The 14988-nt window shown below is 70.6% G+C and carries 15 protein-coding genes; 4 read left to right on the top strand and 11 right to left on the bottom strand.

Features of this window, described 5'->3' with window-relative positions; translation table 11 throughout:
- Nucleotides 1-5: 5 nt before the first annotated feature.
- Nucleotides 6-1202, bottom strand: a complete 1197-nt coding sequence (locus tag AB0L53_RS37350) for a cytochrome P450 (protein ID WP_364004473.1) — start codon at nt 1200-1202, stop codon at nt 6-8.
- A gap of 106 nt (nt 1203-1308) precedes the next feature.
- Here AB0L53_RS37350 and AB0L53_RS37345 point away from each other — a divergent pair, with 106 nt between their 5' ends.
- The gene (locus tag AB0L53_RS37345; RefSeq protein WP_364004471.1) at nt 1309-1899 is read left to right on the top strand and encodes a TetR family transcriptional regulator; all 591 of its coding nucleotides are present in this window, start codon (nt 1309-1311) and stop codon (nt 1897-1899) included.
- 69 nt (nt 1900-1968) lie between these two features.
- On the opposite strand, the gene AB0L53_RS37340 is transcribed toward AB0L53_RS37345, so the two are convergent.
- From AB0L53_RS37340 to AB0L53_RS37320, 5 genes are all read right to left on the bottom strand, one after another.
- A complete protein-coding gene (locus AB0L53_RS37340) occupies nt 1969-3459 on the bottom strand; it encodes an AMP-binding protein (protein ID WP_364004469.1) in 1491 nt (496 codons plus the stop codon).
- A 17-nt stretch (nt 3460-3476) separates the two neighbouring features.
- Nucleotides 3477-4532, bottom strand: coding sequence for an LLM class flavin-dependent oxidoreductase (locus AB0L53_RS37335; RefSeq protein ID WP_225299277.1), 1056 nt, complete (start codon nt 4530-4532; stop codon nt 3477-3479).
- Nucleotides 4533-4593: 61 nt separating this feature from the next.
- Nucleotides 4594-5727 (bottom strand): M20 family metallopeptidase, encoded by a 1134-nt coding sequence (locus tag AB0L53_RS37330; protein WP_364004466.1) that lies wholly within the window; start codon nt 5725-5727, stop codon nt 4594-4596.
- Between the two features lie 99 nt (nt 5728-5826).
- Complete coding sequence (locus AB0L53_RS37325; RefSeq protein WP_364004463.1) at nt 5827-7263, bottom strand: ATP-binding protein; 1437 nt, start codon at nt 7261-7263, stop codon at nt 5827-5829.
- Entirely contained in the window at nt 7260-8909 is a 1650-nt protein-coding gene (locus tag AB0L53_RS37320) for an FAD-dependent oxidoreductase (RefSeq protein WP_364004460.1), read from the bottom strand. Before AB0L53_RS37320 ends, AB0L53_RS37325 begins: the two co-directional genes overlap by 4 nt.
- A gap of 84 nt (nt 8910-8993) precedes the next feature.
- Between AB0L53_RS37320 and AB0L53_RS37315 the strand changes: the two genes are divergently transcribed.
- The gene (locus AB0L53_RS37315; protein ID WP_364004457.1) at nt 8994-9566 is read left to right on the top strand and encodes a TetR/AcrR family transcriptional regulator; all 573 of its coding nucleotides are present in this window, start codon (nt 8994-8996) and stop codon (nt 9564-9566) included.
- On the opposite strand, the gene AB0L53_RS37310 is transcribed toward AB0L53_RS37315, so the two are convergent.
- Both AB0L53_RS37310 and AB0L53_RS37305 read right to left on the bottom strand, forming a co-directional pair.
- The gene (locus AB0L53_RS37310) at nt 9556-10317 is read right to left on the bottom strand and encodes an SDR family oxidoreductase (RefSeq protein ID WP_358535040.1); all 762 of its coding nucleotides are present in this window, start codon (nt 10315-10317) and stop codon (nt 9556-9558) included. The genes AB0L53_RS37315 and AB0L53_RS37310 overlap by 11 nt on opposite strands.
- A gap of 18 nt (nt 10318-10335) precedes the next feature.
- Nucleotides 10336-10470 carry a hypothetical protein gene (locus tag AB0L53_RS37305; RefSeq protein ID WP_364004454.1) on the bottom strand — a complete coding sequence of 45 codons (135 nt, stop codon included), beginning with the start codon at nt 10468-10470 and terminating at the stop codon, nt 10336-10338.
- A 14-nt stretch (nt 10471-10484) separates the two neighbouring features.
- Between AB0L53_RS37305 and AB0L53_RS37300 the strand changes: the two genes are divergently transcribed.
- Nucleotides 10485-11162, top strand: coding sequence for a ThuA domain-containing protein (locus AB0L53_RS37300; RefSeq protein ID WP_364004451.1), 678 nt, complete (start codon nt 10485-10487; stop codon nt 11160-11162).
- Between the two features lie 7 nt (nt 11163-11169).
- Here AB0L53_RS37300 and AB0L53_RS37295 read toward each other — a convergent pair whose 3' ends face one another.
- Genes AB0L53_RS37295 through AB0L53_RS37285 form a run of 3 tightly spaced genes read right to left on the bottom strand, consistent with a single transcriptional unit; the run spans nt 11170 to nt 13612 of the window.
- Entirely contained in the window at nt 11170-12033 is an 864-nt protein-coding gene (locus tag AB0L53_RS37295; protein WP_364004448.1) for an alpha/beta hydrolase, read from the bottom strand.
- Between the two features lie 10 nt (nt 12034-12043).
- A complete protein-coding gene (locus tag AB0L53_RS37290) occupies nt 12044-12748 on the bottom strand; it encodes a MerR family transcriptional regulator (protein ID WP_364004445.1) in 705 nt (234 codons plus the stop codon).
- Between the two features lie 15 nt (nt 12749-12763).
- Nucleotides 12764-13612, bottom strand: a complete 849-nt coding sequence (locus tag AB0L53_RS37285) for a LysR family transcriptional regulator (RefSeq protein WP_364004442.1) — start codon at nt 13610-13612, stop codon at nt 12764-12766.
- Between the two features lie 276 nt (nt 13613-13888).
- Here AB0L53_RS37285 and AB0L53_RS37280 point away from each other — a divergent pair, with 276 nt between their 5' ends.
- Complete coding sequence (locus AB0L53_RS37280; RefSeq protein WP_364004439.1) at nt 13889-14959, top strand: acetyl-CoA acetyltransferase; 1071 nt, start codon at nt 13889-13891, stop codon at nt 14957-14959.
- Nucleotides 14960-14988: the final 29 nt, after the last annotated feature.

Here is a 14988-nt window from a genome sequence, read left to right as displayed (position 1 = left end):
CCCGGTCACCACGTGACAGGCAGGGACTCGACGCCGTAGACCGCCGCGCGCTCCTTCAGCGGCACCTCGGCGGCGGGCACGGCCAGCCGCAGGCCGGGGAAGCGTTCGAAGAGCCTGCGGTAGCCGATCCGCATCTCGATCCTGGCCAGCTGCTGCCCCAGGCACTGGTGCACGCCGTGCCCGAAGCCCAGGTGCCGCCGCGCCTCGGCCCGGCCGAGCCGCAGTTCGGCCGGATCGGTGAACAGGCTCGGGTCCCGGTTGATCGCCGGCAGCGACAGCGCGACCGTCTCGCCCTTCCTGACCGACTCGCCCGCCACCTCCACGTCCTCCAGCGCGACACGGGTCGGCGCGCCCGCGTGCAGGATCGACAGCCACCGCATCAGCTCCTCGACCGCACCCTCAACGGCGTCCGTGCTCTGGTCCTCAACTCCGGCGCCGGCCGAGCCTGCGCCTGTGCTCTCGCCGCTGAACAGGGCCCGCTGCTCCGGATGCTCCAGCAGTGCGAACACGCCCAGGGCCAGCATGTTCGCGGTGGTCTCGTGGCCGGCGACGAGCAGGATGAGCGCGAGGTTCGCCAGCTCCTCGTCGTCGAGGTCGCCGGTCAGGCCGCTGATCAGGTCGTCACCCGGCTCGACGCGCTTGCGTCGTACGAGCTCGCCCAGATAGCCGACCAGCGCCGCCAGCTCCGGCACGCCCTCCTCGTCGATCGCGACCAGCCGCGCGGTCTGCTCCTGGAAGAACTCGTGGTCCTCGTACGGCACGCCGAGCAGCTCGCAGATGACCAGGGACGGGATCGGCAGCGCGTACGCCCGCACCAGGTCCACGGGCGGCCCCGCCGCGGCCATGGCGTCGAGGTGGTCGGCGGTGATCTGCTCGACGCGCGGTTCGAGCAGCCGCATCCTGCGGACCGTGAACTGGCCGGTGAGCAGGCGGCGGTAGCGGGTGTGCACGGGCGGGTCGGTCGTCACGAACATGCCGGGCGGAGCGGGCTGATCCTGGCCGAACTGCGAGGTCATGCGTACCGCACTGTGCTTGAGCTCCTGGCGGTTGCTGAATCGAGGGTCGCTCAGCACGGCCCGCGCGGCCTCGTAGCCCGTCGCGAGCCAGCCCGTGTGCCCGTCCGGGTAGTCCAGACGCGTCATCGGCGGCAGCTTCGCCAGCTCGGGAGGTGGGTCGAAGGGGCAGCCGGGAGTTCTCTCCATGGGAAGTCGCATATTTTGAGAGTAGACTCCGATTTGAGAGTTGTATAGCGAAATTTGGGATCTTGTGAGTGGACGGCTCTGTGTCGCAACCCCGACAATCGGAGACATGAGCGATCGACCGGCCCAGGGACTGCGCGAGCGGAAGAAGGCCAAGACGCGGGCGCTGATCCAGAAGGAGGCGCTGCGGCTGTTCCGCGAGCAGGGCTATACCGAGACCACGGTCGAGCAGATCGCCGAGGCGGCCGAGGTCGCGCCCAGTACGGTGTTCCGCTATTTCGCCTCGAAGGAGGAGTTGGTGTTCGTCGACCACTTCCCGGCCTTCGCCGAGGCCCTGAACGCCGCTCCGGCCGATCTGCACCCGATACGCGCGGTCCGCGTCGCCCTGCGGGAGGTGACGGCGGCCCAGACGCCCGAGGAGCTCGCCGAAGGGGTGGAGCGGGAGAAGCTCATGTTCACGGTGCCCGAGCTGTGGGCGGCGAGTCTGACGAACGTCTCCGGGACGCTCAGGTCCATGCAGGAGATCTTGGCCAGGCGGGTGGGGCGGGACATGTCCGATCCGGAGATCCGCAACATCACGGGGGCGATCACCGGCGTGATGTTCGCGGTCTGGTTCGACTGGGTGAAGGACCCCGAGGTGGACGGGCCGGCCGAGATCGACAAGGCCCTCGCCCATCTGGAGGAGGGCCTGCGCCTCTGAACCGTCAGGTGCGAGCCCTCCTGCGCCGGTGAAACCGTCAGGCGCGGGCCCTCCTGTGCCTATGAACCGTCAGGTGCCCGGATAGTTGCCGCCGCCGTGAGCGGCGTCCAGGGCGTCGTAGTCCGGGGTGAAGCCGCGCTTGGGGATCGCGTCGACGAACTCCACCTCGCGCGGCTTCTTGTAGGAGGCGAGAGCGCTCTTGACGTGCTCGATGAGGTCGTCGGCCGTGGCCGCGGCACCCTCCTTGAGCGCCACCACCGCCTTGACCGCCTGGTGCCAGGTGGCGTCGGGCACGCCGATCACGGCGGCGTCGGCGACGGCCGGGTGGGCTTTGAGCGCGCGTTCGACCTCGGCCGGGTAGACGTTCTCGGCGCCGGACTTGATCATGCGCAGCCGGGGGCCGATGAAGGTGATCGTGCCGTCGGGCTCGCGACGGCCGAGGTCGCCGGTGTGATGCCAGCCGTACGCCGACTTAGCCGCATTTAAGTCGGGACGGGCGAAATATCCGGAAAAGAGGGTCTTGCCGCGGGCGCAGATCTCGCCCACCTCGCCCGCCGGCAACTCGGCCCCGTCGGGGGCCAGGATGCGGACCTGGACCAGCGGCGACGGCCGACCGGCGAACCCGGCGGCGCCCGGCGCCAGGCCCAGGAAGGTGAGCATGCCGCCGACCTCCGTCTGCCCGTATCCGCCCATCTTGGACCGGCACCAGGGGGAGTCGTCCACGGTGATCATCGCGTCCCACTCCGCGGAGTGCGAGACGAACCTCAGGGACGACAGGTCGTACTTGCCGCCGGTGTTCGCCTTCGTCACGGCGTCGATCATCGGGCCGAACAGGAACGCCTGCGTGACCCGCTCGGCGTCGATCAGGCGGCAGACCTCCTCGGCGTCGAAGGCGGGGGTGAAGACGTTCGTGCCGCCGATCTGGAGGGTGGCCAGGCAGAACATCATCGTGCCGACGTGGAAGAGCGGCCCGTTGTTGAGGAAGGTGAAGCCGGGCTCCATCTGGCGCACCACGAGCAGGGACGCGCCGTGGGCCAGCAGGGCCGCGCCGCTGAGGAGTGCCGCGTTGGGACGGCCGTCGAAGGCGGCGGTATAGAGGGCCAGCGCCGGCTCGGCGTCCTCGACAGGCGGGAAGTCCCTGGCGGTGCCGCTCTCGACCAGCCGCTCGTAGCCGGGCCCGGCCTCCACCCAGAGCGCCGTGCCCTCGCTCAGGGCCATGGTGGAGTCGGACGGCTCCCGTACGACCACGCGCGGCGTCAGGTCCTCGACCACGAAGCGCAGCTCGTCCGCCGACTGCCGCCAGTTGGCCGGGCAGAAGATCGCCCCCAGTCGTGAGCACGCCAGCAGCAGCTCCAGCACCGCGTGCGAGTTCTGGCCGAGCCAGAGCACGCGTTCGCCGGCCGTCACGCCCGCCCCGGCGAGGGCGTCCGCGAGGCGGCCGACCCGCTCGTCCAGCTCGGGGTAGGTGAGCCGCACCTCCCCGTCCACCACCGCCGTCACCTGGGGGCGGCTGCGCGCGTGCTCGGCGAGTACGTCGGACAGCGACAGGCTGTGGATCATCGCAGCTCCTGGGAACGTCAGTGGAACGCGGGCATGACCTCGGCGGCGAAGAACCGCATGACCTTCTTCATCTCCTCCAGCGGCATCGGCCGGGTGCTGCCGAAGTCGCACAGGAGGTTGGCGAACCCGGCGTCCCGCAGCAGCGAGATCTGGTCGATGACCCGCGCCGGATCGCCGATCACCTCCAGCTGCTCCCAGCGGAAGTCGGCCGACACGGAGCCGCCCTTGAGGTAGCGGTCCTGGTAGTACTCGAAGCCCTGCGCGGCCTTGCCGGTCTTCGGGTCGATCGGCGCGCTGCGCTCGTTGAAGATCCGGGAGCGGTCGAACGACGCCTCGAACCTGGCCTGGTCCTCGCGGGCCTGTTCGACCGTCGGCGCCACGTAGACGCTGCGCGCCACCACCAGCTCGTTCCCGTTCGCGTGCCCCGCCTGGGCGGCCGTCTCCTGCCAGGTCTCGGCCGCCTTGACGACCTTGCGGAACGTCGCCGCCGGGTCGGCCAGGATGGGCAGCCCGCGCTCGCCGTACATGGTGACGGTCTCGGGGGAGACGGCGGCCACGTGGATCGGCGGGTGCGGCGCCTGGAGAGGACGCGGCGTCAGGGACACCTCGGCGCCGGTCTTGTAGAACTTGCCCTCGTGCTGGAACGTCTCCTGGGTCCACAGGCCCAGGATCACCTCCAGCGCCTCGTTGAACCGGTCACGGGCCTCGGCCAGGTCGATGCCGAAGCCCTCGAACTCGAAGCTCTGGTAGCCGCGCCCGATCCCGAGATCCAGCCGGCCGCCCGACAGCACGTCCACCAGAGCGGCCTCCTCGGCCACGTGGATCGGGTTGTGCAGGGGCAGCACCACGATGCCCGTGCCCAGGCGGATGCGCGAGGTGCGGGCGGCCGCGTGGGCGAGCATGGTGAACAGGTTCGGCGCGACCCCGTAGTCGCGGAAGTGGTGCTCGGCCAGCCGTACCCCGTCGAACCCCAGTTCCTCGGCCAGCTCGATGAGCTCCAGGTGGTAGTCGTAGACGTCCTTGAAGCTCTGCCCGTCGAACCGGTGGAAGAGGTGGAAGGTCGAGAACTTCATGCGGCGGCCCCTCAGTGGTAAACCAAGCGCTCGCTTGGGAGCGTACCACGGGCCCCGTTTCCTAGGCGAGGGCGGTGAGCAGCCCCATTGTCAGGGCGGTGCGCTCGGGAATGTGCTCGATCAACACGTGCTCGTGCCGCGCGTGCGCGCCGGCGCCGACCGCGCCCATGCCGTCGAGCACCGGGCGGCCCAGCGCGGAGACGAAGTTGCCGTCACTGGCCCCGCCGACCGCCGCCTCCTCCAGCTCCCAGCCGAACCCGGCCGCGACCGCCCGCGCCTCCTTGAACAGCCGGCGCGACGGCGGGTTGGGCGTCATGGGCGGCCGGTTCCAGTCGCCGGTGACCGTGACCGTCACGCGCGGGTCGGAGGCGCGCAGGCCGGCGAACACCTCGTTCATGCGCTCCATCTCCGGCGCCTGCGCGACCCGGACGTCGATGCCACAGGTGGCGCGGCCCGCCGCGACGTTGCACCCGGTGCCGCCGCTGATCAGCCCGACGTTCAGGGTGGTCCCGAGCTCCCGCGCGTCGGATCCGGCGAGGCGGGTGACGAGCTCGGCCAGCGCGTGGATGGCGCTCGCGCCCGAGTCGGGGTCGAGCCCGGCATGCGCCTCGACGCCCTTGACCGCCACCTCGAACTTCCCGACGCCCTTGCGGGCCGTCTTGAGCAGGCCGTCCAGCGACGCCTCGAAGACCAGGCTGGCCAGCGCGTCCGCACTGGCGGCCTCGATGTGCCGCCGGGAGAACAGGCTGCCGATCTCCTCATCACCGTTGAACAGGTAGGTCAGGCTCGGGTGCGGCAGACCGAGCTCGCGCAGGCCCCTGAGCGCCCAGACCGACTGCACGAGCCCGGTCTTCATGTCGAACACGCCCGGCCCGGTGATCCTTCCGTCCGCCATGGTGAACGGCCAATCCGCGAGCGTCCCGGTCGGCCAGACGGTGTCGTAGTGGGCGAGCATGAGCACGGTGCCGGGGGCGGTGCCCCGATAGGTCAGCTCCAGGACGTCGCCGTACTGGCCGCCGTCGCGCACGACCGCCTGGTCCGGCACGCCGAGCCGCTCCTCCACCAGGGCGCGGACGGTGCTCAGCCCTCGGGTGAGCATGGCCTTGTCGTAGCTGTGGGTCTCCAGCTCGACGAGCGTCCTGAGGTCGTCGAGCATCGCGGGCAGGACTTGGCTGGTCCAGCGTGTGATGGGCACATGAATCCCTTTTCCAGGACACATGACCCTGACACGAGACGCGAATGTGACAGTTCCCACGCCTTTGGTGCCAAGCCTGTGGCACCTTGTGCGGTTTCCTTACGCGGCCGGAGACGCGGCCGCCGAGGCCTCGCGCAGCGGCAGTCGTACCTCGAACCACGTGTCGCCGGGCGTCGACCGCGCCTTGAGCTCGCCGCCGTGCCGGCCCGCCACGATCCGGTAGGAGATGTCGAGCCCGAGACCGGTGCCCTGGCCGACGGTCTTCGTGGTGAAGAACGGCTCGAAGATCCGGTCCTTGATAGCGTCCGGTACACCGGGGCCGGTGTCGCCGATCTCGATGATCGCCTCGTCCTCGTCGTGCGCGGTGCGGATGGTCAGCGTGCCCTCCTCGCCCATGGCGTCGAGCGCGTTGTGGATGAGGTTCGTCCACACCTGGTTGAGCTCGCCGGCGTAGGCCGGGATCGCCGGCAGCGTCCGGTCGTAGTCGGTGACCACGCTGATGCCGGGCGGGATCTTGCCGCGGAAGATGGCGATCGTACTGTCGAGCAGGTCGTGCACATCGCAGACCTGGAACGGCGCGCGGTCCATCTGGGAGTACTGCTTGGCCGAGGCGAGCAGCGAGGTGATCCGCTCGGTCGCCTCGGTCACCTCACCGAGCATCTGCGAGATCTCGACGGCCTCGGCCAGCCAGTGCACCGCGGCGCCCGCGTGCTCCTGGCCCACCTTCTTGTGCACCTTCTCCAGGTGCGCGCGGCTGAATCCGGCGTTGACCAGCGCCGGGGCCAGCTCCCACGCGTCGTCAACGCCGAGCTCCTCCAGAGCCTCGCCCAGGTCGTCCTCCGCGTCGGAGATCTCCATCGGCGAGCGCGGCGGCAGGTTGCCGACGGCGGCGGTGCACTGCTCCTGCATGTCGATCAGGGCCCGCAGCCGCTCCGGCGGTATGCCGTCCTCGGCGAGCTGGGCCAGTTGCACGCGGGAGGTCCTGATGAGCGTGCGCAGCTCGCTCACCGCCCGTACGGCCGCCGCCGCCGGGTTGTTCAGCTCGTGGGTGAGCCCGGCGGTGATCGTGCCGAGCGCGGTCAGCCGCTGACGCCGGTCGATGACCTCCCGCTGCATGCGACCGCCCGACATCATGCCGTCGAGTAGGTGCATCGCCATCGGGAACCACTCGGCCACGATGTGCGCGAACTTCCTGGCCGGCAGCAGGAACATCCGGGAGGGCGCCGTGGCGCGCAGGCTGTGCTGGTAGCGCTCCGGGGCCCGGGCGCCGAGATAGGCGCTGGTGGCCCCGCCGTAGACACCCGGCTGGGAGCTGCGCGGCATGGCGACCGTCCCGGCCGTGACCGTCTCCTGGATCATCTGGATCTCGCCCTCGACCAGCACGGCGAAGCACTCCGCCGGGTCGCCCTGCTGGATGATGATCTCGTCCTGGGCGTAGTTGCGCATCTGGCCGCTGAGAGCCAGCTTGGTGAGCTGGTGGTCCGTCAGGCGCTCGAACAGGAAGAGCTTGCGGAGTTCGTCGATGTCGATCGTCATTGCTTCTCCAGGTAACGATGCACGAGCGCGACTGCCATCGCGCCTTCACCGACGGCGGAGGCCACCCGCTTGATCGACTCGGCCCGAACGTCACCCGCCGCGAGCACTCCCGGCACGTTCGTCTCCAGGAAGTACGGCTCGCGCCTGAGCGTCCAGTTGCGTGGCCGCTTGCCGCCCTGCACCAGGTCCGGCCCGGTCAGCACGAACCCCTTGTCGTCGCGTTCGATCGTCTCGCCCAGCCAGGAGGTGAAGGGCTCGGCGCCGATGAACACGAACAGCCACTGCGTCTCGGCCACCGACTCCTCGCCCTTCGTCGAGAGCGTGAGGCGCTCCAGGTGCCCGTCACCGGCGGCGCTGGTGATCTGCGTCTGGAAGTGCACCTCGATGTTCGGGAGCGCGTTGATCTGCTCGATGAGGTAGTGCGACATGGACTTCTCCAAACCGTCACCTCTCACCAACAAATGGACCTTGCTCGCAAATCCCGCCAGGTAGACCGCCGCCTGACCGGCCGAGTTGGCCGCGCCGACGATGTAGACCTCGCTGTCCTTGCAGGAGGGCGCCTCGGTCAGCGCCGCGCCGTAGAAGACGCCCCGGCCGACGAAGTCGTCCAGGCCGGGCGCTTCCAGACGGCGATAGGTGACACCGGTCGCCAGGATCACCGCGTGCGCGGCGATCTCGCCGCCCTCCTTGAACCCGACCACCCTGGCCTGGCCGCGCGGCTCCAGATGGCTGACCTTCTGCGCGCTCAGCAGCTCGGCCCCGAACTTCAGCGCCTGCCTGCGCGCCCGATCGGTCAGCTGCTGGCCGGAGACGCCGTCGGGGAAGCCCAGGTAGTTCTCGATCCTGGAGCTCTGACCCGCCTGCCCGCCGGAGGCGTGCGCCTCGATGAGCACGGTGTTGAGCCCCTCGGAGGCGCCGTAGACCGCCGCGCCCAGCCCGGCCGGGCCCCCGCCGATCACGATCAGGTCGTAGAAGTCGGTCGCCGGCGTGGTCGACAGGCCCACGGCCGAGGCGAGCGACGCCTGGTCGGGCGACTGCATCGACACGCCGTCGGCGGTGACCACCAGCGGCAGCCGGCAGTCCGCGCCGACCGCCGCGACGAGCTCCGCGCCTTCCGGGTCCTCGGCCAGCAGCCACTGGTACGGCACGTGGCTGCGGGCCAGGAACTCCCGCACCTTGTACGACGGCGCCGACCAGCGGTCGCCCACCACGCGCAGCTCGGCCACCTCAATGCGCTCGGTACGGTGCCAGGCGTCCAGCTGGCCGTCGATCACCGGATAGAACTTCTCCTCCGGCGGATCCCACGGCTTGAGCAGATAGTGGTCGAGGTCGACCACGTTGATCGCCTGGATCGCGGCGTCGGTGTCCGCGTAGGCGGTCAGCAGCACCCGGCGCGCATATGGATACATGTCCATCGCCGCCTCGAGGAACTGCACCCCGTTCATCTGCGGCATCCGGTAGTCCGCCAAGATCGCGGCCACGTCGTCGCCGCGCAGCCGCATCTCCTTCACCGCCTCCATGCCCTGGTCGGCGGCCTCCGCCCGGACGATTCTGTACTGCTGGCCGTAGCGGCGTCTCAGGTCGCGCGCGACCGCCCGCGATACGCCCGGGTCGTCGTCCACCGTCACGATGACCGGCTTGTCCATGGCCCTGCCTTCCCCACTTATGTCCCTAAGGGAAGGATGTCATGTTCCGCCAAGTCAGTGAGCGCTCACTACTAAGATGCGCCCATGAACACGCGTGATCGCATCATCGATGCCGCTGAGCAGGCCATTCACGAATTCGGCATGGCCGGGGCGACCACGAAGCGCATCGCGTCGCAGGCGGGCTGCTCCGAGGCGCTGCTCTACAAGCACTTTCCGGGCAAGGAGGCGCTGATCCTGGCGGTTCTGCTCGAACGGCTGCCCGCGCTCGCCCCGGCGCTGGCCACGCTGCGCGAGCGCGTCGGGCAGGGCGACCTGGCGGCCCACCTCACCGAGTTCGCGCTGGCGGCCCTCGACTTCTACGGCCGGGCGGCCGCCATCGGCTCAGGAATGATGTCCGATCCGTCGCTGCTGGCCGGGTTCAGGCGCATGCTCGCCACGACGGGCACCGGCCCGCACCTGCCGATCGAGGTGCTCGCCGAGATCCTGCGGGCCGAGCAGGAGCTCGGCAGGCTGGAGGGCGCGATCGACGCCGGGGCCGCCGCCTCGCTGCTGATGGGCGCCTGCTTCCACCGCGCTCACCTGGCCTTCTTCGCCGACCCGCGGCAGCCGGCCGACGCGTGGGCCGCCGCGATCGTCGCGACGCTCGTCAGGCGATGACGCGGCTCTCCCCGCCGTCGACCAGCATCGAGACCCCGTTCACGAACGAGGCCCGCTCGCTGGCCAGGAACGCCACCACGTCCCCCACCTCCTCGGGACGCCCGACGCGCCCCACCGGCACCCCGCCGCCCCGCGCGGCCAGGCCCTCGTCGCCGCCCGCCAGCTCACGCAGCCGCTCGGTGTCGATCGGGCCGGGCAGCACGTTGTTGACCAGCACCCCGTCGCCGCCGACCTCGCGGGCCAGCGTGCGTACGATCCCGGCCACGGCGGAGCGGGTCGCGTTCGACAGGGCCAGGCCGTCGATCGCCTGGCGCACCGACCCGCTGGTGATCGTGATGATGCGGCCCCAGCCGCGGGCGCGCATCTCCGGCAGCACGGCGTACATCAGGCGTACCGTGCCGAGCAGGTTGCGCTGCACCGCGACGTCCCAGTCGCCCAGGCCGGCGTCGACGAACCGGCCCGGGGGCGGTCCGCCCGCGTTGGCCACCAGGATGTCCACGGGGCCGAGCACGTCACGCGTCTCGGCGACCACCCGCACCGCGGCGTCGTGGTCCTCCACGTCCGCGAGCACGGCGTGCACCACGCCGCCGAACTCCTGCAGCTCGACCACCGCGTCGGCCAGCCGTTCCGGATTGCGCGCGCTGACGCAGACGGCACAGCCCTCTCGCGCCAGGCTCTTGGCCGCCGCGAGACCGATGCCCGCGCTGCCTCCGGTGACCAACGCGACCTTGCCCTTGATGCCCAGATCCATGAGGGTGACTATAGGTCGTCAAGCGGTCCGTACCCGTGAGAGCTTGTCCGGGTTGAGCAGACCGTAGAGGCTGTGGATGCGGCCGTCGCGGATCTCGATCGCGACGAGAAGGACGGTCGCCGCGTCCGCGGGTAGAAATGCCGCGGCAAGCATGATGAGGTTGGGACGTGGCGAGAAATCTGATTCTCTCGGGAGGCCTGTTCCATGACTTCGAGGCCACGTCGGCGGCCCTCGCCGAAGTACTCGCCGGGGTGGGAATCGAATCCGACATCACCGAGGACATCGCGGGCGCGCTGAGCGAGCCGTCGGAGGTCCAGCTCATCACCGTCAACGCGCTGCGCTGGCAGATGGGCCTCGACCGCTTCGCCGACCTGCGTGACGAGTGGCGCTTCGAACTGCCCGCCGAGGCCCGCACCACCCTGCTCGACCACCTCGACCGAGGTGGCGGCCTGCTGTGCATGCACTCGGCGTCCATCTGCTTCGACGACTGGCAGGGGTGGCCGCGCGTGCTGGGCGGCTGCTGGACCTGGCCCAAGTCCCACCACCCGCCGCTGGGCTGGACTGGGGTACGCGTGCACGGCGGCCACGAGATCGTCGAGGGACTGCGCGACTTCGACCTGGTGGACGAGGTCTACAGCGACCTCGACGTGCTGCCGGACGTGCAACCGCTCGCGTCGTCGGCCAGTGGGCAGCCCCTGGTGTGGGCGCGGCCGGTGCGGCGGGGGCGGGTCGTGTACGACGCGCTGGGGCACGACGTCAGGTCCTACGAGAACGAGATCCACCGCACACTGCTGCAACGGGCCGCCCTGTGGCTGCTGAAACGCCCGGTGGCCGTGACCGACTGAGGAGCGCTTACGCGCCGGCCACGAAGCAGCGGATGGCCTTGGCCAGTTCGTCCGGTACGTCCTCGGCCAGGTGGTGGCCGCTGTCCAGGGCGTGCCCGCGCACGTCGGACGCCCACTCGCCCCAGACCGCCAGCGGGTCGCCGTACAGATCCTCCATGTCATCCCTTGTCGCCCAGAGGAAGAGCACCGGGCAGGCGACGCGCCGCCCGGCGGCCCGGTCCGCGTCGTCGGCCGCCCGGTCGACGCCCAGGCCCGCCCGGTAGTCCTCGCACATCGCGTGTACGGTCTCGGGGTCGTGGATCGCCCGGCGGAAGTCCTCGTACGCCTCCGCGCCCATCTGCTCGGGCCCCGTGCCGTACCAGGCGTCGGGGTCGGCGTTGATCACGCGTTCCGCCGGTTTGGCGGTCTGGCCGAGGAAGAACCAGTGCCACCACCTGGCGGCGAAGCCGGCGTCGCAACGGGCGAGGGCCGCACCGATGGGCACACTGTCGAGCACGATGAGCCGCGTGACCGCGTTGGCATGGTCGAACGCCAGCCGCTGGGCCACGTACGCCCCGCGGTCGTGACCGACGACGGCGAACCGCTCGTGGCCGAGCGAGCGCATCAGCGCGACCATGTCCCCGGCCATCGCGCGCTTGGAGTACGGCTCGTGATCGGCGGTCGTCGGCGGCTTGGACGAGCGACCGTACCCTCTGAGGTCGGGGCAGACCACGGTGTGGTCCGGGGCGAGCAGGGGAGCCACCCGGTGCCAGGTGGCGTGGGTGCGCGGGTGGCCGTGCAGCAGCAGGACCGGCGGGCCGGAGCCGCCGTGGCGGACGAACAGCTCGGCCTGGCCCACGTCGATCCGGTCGGTCACGAAGTCGTCGAACATCCGCCCGCGCCTACCCCGGTTGACCGCTTCCATCCACGCGCCCGCTCAGATCGTCCGTGACGCGCAGATCTTCCGGGCCGCTCAGGCTTTCCGGAACACCGCCGACCCGGCGCGCCGACTCCGACTCGTGGGCCAGGCGGCGCAGGGCGTCGAAAGCCCTCCCGTACAGGACCGTGCCCAGCACCAGCGCCTCGACGGCGGCCTCGCGCGGCCCGTCGAACGGCACCGTGTCCATTTCCACCTCGGCCACGAGTCGCTGAGCCGTCTGGGCGTAAACCGTCAGGTCGGTCGACAGGCCCAGCTGGCCCAACCTGACGATGGTCTGGGCCAGTTCGTCCCGCGTGGGAGCGGTGGGGGTGACGTCCCAGCCCAGCTCCTCGACGAGGCGGTCGACCTGGCCACGCGCCGCGTCCCATTCGTCGCCGGGCTCCGGTTCGATGGTGGGGCCCAGGGCGTACTGGGCGGTGCCGAGCATGCGGTGCACCGAGAGCGACTCATCCTCCACCGCCTCGATGACCTGCTTGATGGCGGCGACGGGCAGCCGGCCCACTTCGAGCAGCGCCCTGATCAGGCGGAGCCTGCGCAGGTGGGAGTCGTCGTAGTCGGCTCTGGTGGCCGCGAGTTGCCGGCCCTGGTGCAGCAGGCCCTCGCGGAGGTAGTACTTGATCGTCGCGATCGCCACACCGGACTCGACACTCAGCTCCGAAACGCGCATCGCTAGATAATAGCGCTATCCAGAGCGCGCGAGGTGCCGGGCCGCGTGCACGAGATCGTCCACGTCGGCCTGCCGGTTCCAGAGGAACACCACCTCGAGTGGCGGAATCTCCTCGGCGACGGGGATGAAGGTGAGGCGTTCCGGCACCGGCAGGCCGCCGCGTACGCAGAGCGTGTAGCCGGCGCCCGACTCGACCATGGAGACGGCCGCGTCATGGGTGGGCGCCCCGGGGCCGAGCCGGGGATGCAGGCCGAGCCGGACGAACCCTTCGAGGAACCGGCGCGCACCCGCCACCGCGTCGGACTCCGGCATGACGAGCGGCTCCGTCGCCAGATCGGCGAGCCGCAGCCGCTCGACCGAGGCCAGCCGGTGATCGCGGGGGAGCAGGGCGAGTACCTGGGCTCGCTGGACGAGCATTCGGGCCACGCCCCTGGGCAGCGAGCCGGGGGCGTAGCCGAGCCCGGCCTGAAGGGTTCCGTCCATGAGGGAGATGATCTGCTCGGCCGTGCACATGGGCGCGACCCGCAGCCGCGACTCCTGAACCTGCGACAAAAGCCGGGCCACCACATCCCCCAGCCCGTCGGCGACCCCCAGGCGGACCGTCTGCCCCTTGCCCCGAGCGGCCGCCACAGCCCGTTCGAAGGCGTCGACCGCCACCGTGGCCTGGGCCAGGAACACCTCACCCGCCTCGGTGAGCCGCACGCCGCTGGACGAGCGGGTGAACAGCTCGACGCCGATCTCCTTCTCCAGCGCCCTGAGCTGCTCGGAAAGGGTGGGCTGGGCGATGTGGAGCACGGTGGACGCACGGCGCAGGCTGCCCGCACGGGCGATGGTGATCGCGTAGCGTACGTGGCGTAGATCCATCGCTCACCTCGAGGTGATGGGGATGGGCTATCGTCGCACCTCCGTATTACAGAACGGACTACCCGCTGTGAAGGTTGCCGTGGGGTGACTGTTTCCGCCGCCAGCCGGTGAGTGCCCCTCGCGGTCGCCCGGAGGTAACATGCCGAGCAAGCGCTTGTGCGGAAACCGCCGCCGCGTTAGCGTGACGGGCGAGCACCACATGCGTCACCCGCCGGGGTGGATCGCGCCCCGCCCCGGCGAGTGACCCGACGCCCGTCAGCCGGGCAGGAGGTGGGCATGCAGCCCTTCGCCGGCCGGGCGGCCGTGGCCGGTGTCGGCATGACCGCGCTGACGCGCGAGTCCGGCCGCACCGAGCTGGACCTGGCGGTCGAGGCCTGCCGTACGGCGTGCGCCGACGCGGGCATCGCGCCCACGGAGGTGGACGCGGTCCTGAGCTACCACATGAACGACTCGGCCCCCGTCACCCAGGTCGCCCGCGCGCTGCGCATCGACCGGCTGGGCTGGCACAACGACATAGCTGGAGGCGGCACCCAGGCCGCCTCGATCCTGGGCGACGCGGCCATGCTCATACACGCCGGTTTAGCGCGAAATATCCTGATCTATCGGGCGCTTAACGGGCGCTCCGGCAAGCGCATGAACACCGTCTCCACCGGTCCCCAGGAGCAGTTCACCTACGGCATGGCCGGCCCGATCCCGCTCTTCGCCCTGGCCGCGACCCGCTACCTGCACGACACCGGCCTCGGCCCGGAACACCTGCACGCCGTCGTCGCCCAGTCCAGGGACAACGCCAAGACCAACCCCCGCGCTCTGCGCCGGGAGCCGCTGTCGTTCGAGGAATACCTGGCCAGACCGTACGTCTGCACCCCACTCCGTACCGTCGACTGCTGCCAGGAGACCGACGGCGCGTGCGCGCTGCTGGTCAGCGGCGTGCTCGGCGGCCCGCGCATCCAGGCCGTGGTGCGCGGCGGCGGCCCCGGCTGCTCCGCGATGGACCGCGCGCCGGACGTGAGCGCCGTCTTCTCCGAGTACGTGGCCCCCATGCTGTGGGAGGCATCGGGCATGCGGCCGTCGGACGTGGGGGCGGCACTCCTGTACGACGCCTACTCCTGGCTGGTCCCACGGCAACTGGCGGACTTCGGCCTGGTCCCTCGCGAGAACCTGGGCCCGTACCTGCTGGAGCGTCGCCACGCCTGGATCAACCCGCACGGCGGCCTGCTGTCGGAGGGCTACGTGCACGGCCTGAACAACGTGGCCCAGGCGGTCCGGGAAGTGCGCGGCGGCCGTGAGGTGGCGCTGGCGACGGGCTTCGGCGGCAGTTACGGAAGCGCGGCGCTACTGGTGGGGTAGAAGGGTGCCCAGGCCATCAAGGTCCGGCC

This window comes from Nonomuraea sp. NPDC052129, assembly GCF_040680095.1.
Taxonomy (GTDB): Bacteria; Actinomycetota; Actinomycetes; order Streptosporangiales; family Streptosporangiaceae; genus Nonomuraea.
Note: the sequence above shows the minus strand (reverse complement) of the source record. Positions and strands in the feature narration are given on the sequence as shown.

What these genes read in the sequence shown, in the direction of transcription:
- AB0L53_RS37350 (WP_364004473.1), bottom strand. Translation starts at nt 1,202, where the DNA reads ATGGAGAGAACTCCCGGCTGCCCCTTCGACCCACCTCCCGAGCTGGCG.
- AB0L53_RS37345 (WP_364004471.1), top strand. Translation starts at nt 1,309, where the DNA reads ATGAGCGATCGACCGGCCCAGGGACTGCGCGAGCGGAAGAAGGCCAAG.
- AB0L53_RS37340 (WP_364004469.1), bottom strand. Translation starts at nt 3,459, where the DNA reads ATGATCCACAGCCTGTCGCTGTCCGACGTACTCGCCGAGCACGCGCGC.
- AB0L53_RS37335 (WP_225299277.1), bottom strand. Translation starts at nt 4,532, where the DNA reads ATGAAGTTCTCGACCTTCCACCTCTTCCACCGGTTCGACGGGCAGAGC.
- AB0L53_RS37325 (WP_364004463.1), bottom strand. Translation starts at nt 7,263, where the DNA reads ATGACGATCGACATCGACGAACTCCGCAAGCTCTTCCTGTTCGAGCGC.
- AB0L53_RS37320 (WP_364004460.1), bottom strand. Translation starts at nt 8,909, where the DNA reads ATGGACAAGCCGGTCATCGTGACGGTGGACGACGACCCGGGCGTATCG.
- AB0L53_RS37315 (WP_364004457.1), top strand. Translation starts at nt 8,994, where the DNA reads ATGAACACGCGTGATCGCATCATCGATGCCGCTGAGCAGGCCATTCAC.
- AB0L53_RS37310 (WP_358535040.1), bottom strand. Translation starts at nt 10,317, where the DNA reads ATGGATCTGGGCATCAAGGGCAAGGTCGCGTTGGTCACCGGAGGCAGC.
- AB0L53_RS37305 (WP_364004454.1), bottom strand. Translation starts at nt 10,470, where the DNA reads ATGCTTGCCGCGGCATTTCTACCCGCGGACGCGGCGACCGTCCTTCTC.
- AB0L53_RS37295 (WP_364004448.1), bottom strand. Translation starts at nt 12,033, where the DNA reads ATGTTCGACGACTTCGTGACCGACCGGATCGACGTGGGCCAGGCCGAG.
- AB0L53_RS37290 (WP_364004445.1), bottom strand. Translation starts at nt 12,748, where the DNA reads ATGCGCGTTTCGGAGCTGAGTGTCGAGTCCGGTGTGGCGATCGCGACG.
- AB0L53_RS37285 (WP_364004442.1), bottom strand. Translation starts at nt 13,612, where the DNA reads ATGGATCTACGCCACGTACGCTACGCGATCACCATCGCCCGTGCGGGC.
- AB0L53_RS37280 (WP_364004439.1), top strand. Translation starts at nt 13,889, where the DNA reads ATGCAGCCCTTCGCCGGCCGGGCGGCCGTGGCCGGTGTCGGCATGACC.